Consider the following 6,000-nt stretch of genomic DNA (forward strand, 5'->3'; position numbering starts at 1 on the left):
GGGCCACATGGCGGACCCTGGTCCTTTTCCGAACCGGGTCCCGACCTCGGGTCAGAGAAGTCCTGGTGAGCCGTTGAGGACCGGCTCAGCGGGCATCCAACGCGTCGCGGCGATGGATCGCTCCGACAGCGAACTTGGACGTGTTCCAACATCGGAGATCAGGTACCTCCACCACCATCGCCGCCTCCCCCTCCGCCACCATCACCGCCGCCGTCGGAGCCGCCGAACCCGCCCCATCCGCCTTCCCCGCCGAACCCGCCCCAGCCGCTTTTTCCTCCGGACCCACCATCGAAGGAGCCTGCGACGCAGAACGAAGCGAATTCGTACACCTCGGTCCAGGTGAGGATCTCGCCGTCACCTGACAGCTCTGTCGATGTCTCCCCTGCGGCAGAGCGCACGTCGATGGAGTTCGATGAGCCTCTTCGGGACTTCGGCATCTTCGCAGTCAGCGCCCGGCCCAGCGCACTCATTCTCGTCAGGCCGTACAGCGCACAGATCCTCAGCGCGTCACCGTGGACCATCTCCCGTTCGACGGTCCCGGACAGCTCGTACCGCTCAGTCGCCTGTCGCAGCAACGACCCGCCCGCGGTGGTGAGGGGGACGAACTCGGCGTCCTTGTCCTCCAGGGGGCCGGCGAACCGCGACTCCTGACCCTTGGCGATCAGCCCCGGCACGATCAGAGACGCGCCGAAGATCAGCCCGGCCACCACCCACAGGTTCAGTCCGGAACCGGACAACAGCAGGACCACACAGGCGGCGACCAGCAGCCAACCGATGATTCCAAAGGCCTTCGACAGGTACTTCGCGGCGCTTCGCCGCTCGATCAGCGCGGGGAGTTCGTCGGAGACGGCCACCAGCCCCCTACTCGCGAGCCCACGGCCCAGATCTCCGACGGCGTCGCTCCCGGCGACCTTCTCGATGACCTCCTCGCTCGGGACAGCCACCTTCTGCCTGCAAGCGGCGACGGCGGCGATTCGGACCGGGTCCTTCTCGGGGTGCAAACCGGGGCCGGTCAGACGGATGGATCCGCGAAGACGTCGCATCCGGGCCCTCTTGGTCAAGAGAAGGTCCATCACGGCGACCTGTCCCACTCTCTTGGCCCCGCCGGCCAGGTAGGCCAGCTCGGTCGGCGAGAGGGAATCCGCGTCGGTGTAGTCGGTGGGTGGTGGGACCTGCTCGATGTGGCGGCGGATACCGCGGTCGACCCTGATCAGGCGGATGGCCGGCCATCCGCCCAGCAGCAACCCCAGGAGCAGTGCACCGAGGGCCATCCCGAAGAGAGCGAGGGGTAACGCGTAGTCGTCCAAGGCTGAGGACCTTTCAGGCTCGCAGGAACGGTTCGGCCAGGGTGGTCATGGCGAGAGGTTCCGAAGGCGGAGCCAGGGGCAGAGGCGGGGTCGCGAGGGCTCTCCCATGGTGAGAAGACCGAAATGGCTGAGTGGTTCCCGATGCGCTGGTACTCACGGTGGAGTTGTGGCCTGAGGTGAGAAAGAGTCGCTGACCTGCTTATTCGCATGCGAGAGCCGGGATTATCGGAACCGAGTACCAGAATGTGGGTCGCGGAGATCTCCCGACCTGGGCTCTATCGCTCTGAGCTGGGTGGATACGCCCAGTCGTGACGCATTGGAGAGGTGCGTGCGATCATAGGCGTGAGAGGAGTCGAGGGTTGCACGAAGCGGCGGCCATGTGAACAGAGAACTCAAGGCCTACCTGCATTCACCTGGGATTTCGCGGAAACCCCCTGAAAACCTCGGGCGGTGCCATGACAATCGTGGTGTCAACAGATATGGCCAGATCCGGCCAGAAGCCGGCATAGTGCACCGCTTCTTATTCGATAGTGGAGTGACGAGCGTTCACAGAGCCCCCGTCACAAGCGCCGGTGAGCCCGAGCCCCAGGCTCACCGCCAGGCGACCACGTGGTCGTGGCAGTCCATATAGCCCCCACTCCCAGCAAGGAGTCACCCCCATGAACTTCACCCACAAGCTTTGGGCCAAGATCAACACCATGGTCCTCCCGAGGGACCCCGAAGCCAAGGACAAGGGCGCCGGCTTCGTCGAGTACGGGGCCATCATCGTGTTCGTCGCCCTCGTCGCCGCCCTTTTCTACAACAGCAGCATCGGCACCAACATTGTCCAAGGAATCAGCAACGCGATTTCTCAGGTTTTCCTTCCGAGTGGCGGATAGAGCGAACGCATTTTCTCTAATTTAACCGTGAGCACTCCGAAAACTAGATCACTCTCGAGACCTTGATCTTAATTACCACACATCCAGAGGAGCGGGGAAATTTGACGTTCATCAGTGCGGATTCCCCAAAAAAAGGGCGAAATTTTGCCTTGGCCTGCTCAACTTCTGCCATCACTATATTACTAGTCTCTGGCTGCGTGGTGAGTTCGGATGAAACCCCCGGGGAACCTGATGAGGCCCAATCAAATCCCTCTGAAGAAGCCAACCCCAGACCAAGCAACCAAGATGGGGAAGTCATTGCAAGCTCTACTACAACAGCAACCACACTTGGGTCTGAACTACAAGTAGATGTTTACTCCCTTGAGAGGATGAACAGCGAATTTCTTCGACTCCGACTCGGCGTAACCAACAACTCCCCTGAGGGGTTCAATATTGGCTTTGGCCTGGCCGAAGGAGATGACCAACTCTCAGCCAGCTACATTAGCCTCATTGATGCCGAGAACCAGCAACGGTATTTTAGCTTTGACCAAAGTGATGGTAGTTGTTTTTGCAGCTCTCTCGACGGACCTATCGCGAGTGGCGAGACAGAAACACTCTGGGTTGTTTACCCACAGCCTCCAGCTGACCTGGAGAATATGGCTGTCGTTACACCTTTGACTCCTCCCATGCTTGATGTTCCTATTAGCGATTCATCCGAATCGATCGAGAGCAGCAACCTTGCAGACGCACAGGTACTTGACCTAACTATGATTTCTGATCAGCTCGAAGATCAGACAGGAAGAACCGAAAGTAGTGACGAAGTTAGCATCCTTCTTTCGTCAGATGTTCTCTTCGAAACGAACAGTTCTGATCTGAGCAACGAGGCCGAGGAAATGCTGGATCAGGTAGCCCAAGAAATCGATGATGCAAGTGCGGAGACTGTGTCCATTGACGGACATGCAGACAATACAGGAAACGACTCTGTAAACGTACCACTCTCCAAGGAACGTGCAGAAAGCGTTGAGTCTGCCCTATCCGATCTCATTACACGCCAAGGCCTTTCCTTCGAAGTTGAAGGGCATGGATCAGCTGACCCGATCGCGGATAACGCCACCGAAGAAGGACGTGAACGCAACCGGCGAGTGAGCGTCACGTTCGAAAAATAGGGAAGCCATGAATTCTAGACTACGAGCAGTTGGAGCTGTTGCTCTCATTACTGCCATCTCCTTCTCAACTGCATCCGGGGTTCTCGCATCTGCTCACCCAATGACTGACGATCTCGAATCTACGGGAACAGCTGAATCCAACGAAGATATTAGCTCTGGCCTCACCGCAGAGGCTCACTCAGCAGAAAAAAATGATTCCGGTAATCTGCTTTCAGTAACTTGGAGCATCAAAAACGAGGGGAGTGGGAATGTATTTTTCACATGGCCCTCTGGAACCTCATATATGTACAAAGATGCACTTACTTATTCAGGAGTCACCATCACCTCGGACTCCGGCGATAGGCGGTTTCATCCAGTCATGGATGGTGATAATAATTGTCTCTGCTCGGGCAATGTTTCCATCGACTTCAAGGAAAATATTGGCGCGGGCGAACAGGTCGCCTACTGGTCTATGTACTCCGTCCCTGAGGACGTGGAAGCCATCACGCTGGAGATTCCCGGGTTCGAGCCGATCGAGGACATCCCGATCTCCTGATCCTCCTCTGACCGCTCCAACCCACTCCCCGACTTCCCACCCACACCTGGACTCCACTGGAGGCGGCGTTGACCACCCCCCACCGCCCCGAGCTCGGGGATTCGCGACGGACCTCTTCGACCAGGCCTTTGCCCCGGCTCAACCGTCGACTGAGCAACGCTCTGCGGTGGTTCCGTCCTGGGCACCAGGAGAGCAGTGACCGTGGTGCGGGGTTCGTGGAGATCGGTGTCGTCACCATCTTCGCCGCCGCGATCATCACGCTCATCTACCAGAGCGAGCTCAGCTCCACCTTCAACAACGGGGTGCGCCAGATGGTCTGTCTGGTCGGCGGACCCGAGTGTGGTGACGAGACCTGGGTGGATCACGACCGCCCCGAGGAACCCGAAGAATACGAGTGGGGCGGCGGCGACAACAACCACGCGGACAACCAGAACATCGCCATGCAGTCCGCCACGGCCTATGGCTGGACCGACCAGGAGTGGACCTGCCTGGACAACATGTGGGGCCAGATGTCCGGCTGGGACCCGAGCATCGTCGACCCCCAATACGGCACGCACGGCATCGTCGGATTCAACCCGGCCGTGCACGGTGCGATGCCGGATGGTTTCCAGAACAGCGCCTCGGTCCAGATCGACTGGGGGCTGAGCTACATCGAGAGCACCCACGGCACCCCCTGTCAGGCTTGGTCGTATTGGCAGAGCACCAAGTCCTACTGAGTCGACGCAACGCGCTCTGAGCTCGCTCTGGCTCCCGCTCTCAGACCTGCCTGAACCGTCCATCACCGCGTCGGGGTTTCGCGAGCCTGGCCGGGTGATTCCTGCTCCCACTCCCCCATGGCGGCCCCTCGATGTCGCGGGCTCATCCCCATGAACCATCCGCCGGCCAGCCGCCACGCACGTCCCTTCACCACTCTCCGTCCCTAAGGGGTGGGCCCTCCCTGCACTCCACTGCCCCCTTTCCTCTGGTACCGCAGCCGTTCCAATGCCGCTCACCCTCCGCGACCTGCAAATCCCCCATCGTGGCCGGATTCGGCCACGGAAAGTCACTCTCGGGCCACGACTTTTTCCCGTCTATGCGGCAGAGTGTCCATCGAAGGCAACGCAGCGTTGCTAAGAACGAAACATGAGAGGTAGGTCTTCCACCACACGTTTGCACGGTGGACACGGAAGTGGCCTACTTCCCCGCGTCCCGACGGACCCACGGGTGTTCCCCCGCATCCGCCCTCGGCCCGTCCGACAACGAGCCCCCAACTCGTCAGGAACCGTCTTGGACAGCAGACCTTCCCCCACGCCCCGCACCTCCCCGACCTCCGATGTCTCCCCCAGCACCGCCGCGCCCTCCGGCGCCCCCGTTTCGCCCGGCTCCCCGAGTGATGCCTCGCCCCTGCCCAAGCGGGTGGTTCGAGGCCCGAGGCGGAGTCGCTTCACCAACGGAACCTTCGGCCATCCCCTGCGCTCGCTGCGCCCGCTGGGCCCGCTCCACGGCCCCCGGCCGGACAGCCTGGCCCGGGTGCTTCAACGGGTGGCCCTGCTGGGCATGCTCGCCGTCCGTAACCCCCTGTCGTACGGCGATACGACCCGACATCTCACCCCCGGTGAAGTCCGGCCGCACCGACGGGCACTCACCGACTCCCCCGGCCGGCGCACCACCACCCCCGCCGAGGGTGCTCAGATCTCGGGGTCCCCGCTGAGCGGGTGACTCCGAACCAGGAGACGGCGCCGGAGTGGGGGGCGGGCCCCACCCGGTAGGTATGGTTCCGCGGCCTGGGGGTTCCCGAGCCCCGGAGGGTCGTTCGGGAACCATTCCGGTCTCGTACCGGACGAGTCGGAATCTGCCGTGCCGTCTCCACCTCGCTCCCCTGTCCTTCGTCAGCACCCCTTGCAAAGGCAGGGGAGCGGGTTCCTCAGACCACGGGTATCGCTGCGGGTACCCGTGTGATGTGGGCGGGCGCGCGACCTCGTGTCGTGTCCTCCTTGTCGTGCGTCCGCCCCTCCTCTTCACCCCGAGCCCAGACCACCGTTTTCACCACTTCGGTTTCCGCTGTCCGGAATCGCCGCAAAACGCCCACAGATGCCGGCAAATCTTCGGACAGTAGTGGACAGATTAGAACTTTTCCCCCACCCCTCCTCCTAATC

6 protein-coding genes are annotated in these 6,000 nt (G+C 61.2%); 5 read left to right on the forward strand and 1 reads right to left on the reverse strand.

Annotation, left to right across the window (positions count from 1 at the left end; all coding sequences use genetic code 11):
• Window positions 1-158: 158 nt before the first annotated feature.
• Window positions 159-1,307, reverse strand: coding sequence for a TIGR04222 domain-containing membrane protein (locus tag BQ8420_RS16785; RefSeq protein ID WP_143847355.1), 1,149 nt, complete (start codon window positions 1,305-1,307; stop codon window positions 159-161).
• Window positions 1,308-1,966: 659 nt separating this feature from the next.
• Between BQ8420_RS16785 and BQ8420_RS16790 the strand changes: the two genes are divergently transcribed.
• The 5 genes from BQ8420_RS16790 to BQ8420_RS16805 all read left to right on the forward strand — a co-directional run bounded on the left by BQ8420_RS16790 (window position 1,967) and on the right by BQ8420_RS16805 (window position 5,563).
• On the forward strand, window positions 1,967-2,185 hold the full coding sequence (locus tag BQ8420_RS16790) for a hypothetical protein (protein ID WP_087100070.1): 219 nt from the start codon (window positions 1,967-1,969) through the stop codon (window positions 2,183-2,185).
• Window positions 2,186-2,286: 101 nt separating this feature from the next.
• A complete protein-coding gene (locus BQ8420_RS16795) occupies window positions 2,287-3,330 on the forward strand; it encodes an OmpA family protein (protein WP_235006312.1) in 1,044 nt (347 codons plus the stop codon).
• 100 nt (window positions 3,331-3,430) lie between these two features.
• Window positions 3,431-3,865 carry a hypothetical protein gene (locus BQ8420_RS31465; RefSeq protein WP_160049338.1) on the forward strand — a complete coding sequence of 145 codons (435 nt, stop codon included), beginning with the start codon at window positions 3,431-3,433 and terminating at the stop codon, window positions 3,863-3,865.
• Between the two features lie 68 nt (window positions 3,866-3,933).
• Window positions 3,934-4,581 (forward strand): hypothetical protein, encoded by a 648-nt coding sequence (locus BQ8420_RS16800; protein WP_235006314.1) that lies wholly within the window; start codon window positions 3,934-3,936, stop codon window positions 4,579-4,581.
• Between the two features lie 550 nt (window positions 4,582-5,131).
• Complete coding sequence (locus BQ8420_RS16805; RefSeq protein ID WP_087100073.1) at window positions 5,132-5,563, forward strand: hypothetical protein; 432 nt, start codon at window positions 5,132-5,134, stop codon at window positions 5,561-5,563.
• The last annotated feature ends 437 nt before the right edge of the window (window positions 5,564-6,000 follow it).

Source organism: Nocardiopsis sp. JB363, assembly GCF_900143625.1.
Taxonomy (GTDB): Bacteria; Actinomycetota; Actinomycetes; order Streptosporangiales; family Streptosporangiaceae; genus Nocardiopsis.

Coding starts and splice junctions, on each gene's coding strand:
- BQ8420_RS16790 (WP_087100070.1), top strand. CDS start 1,967: ATGAACTTCACCCACAAGCTTTGGGCCAAGATCAACACCATGGTCCTC.
- BQ8420_RS31465 (WP_160049338.1), top strand. CDS start 3,431: ATGACTGACGATCTCGAATCTACGGGAACAGCTGAATCCAACGAAGAT.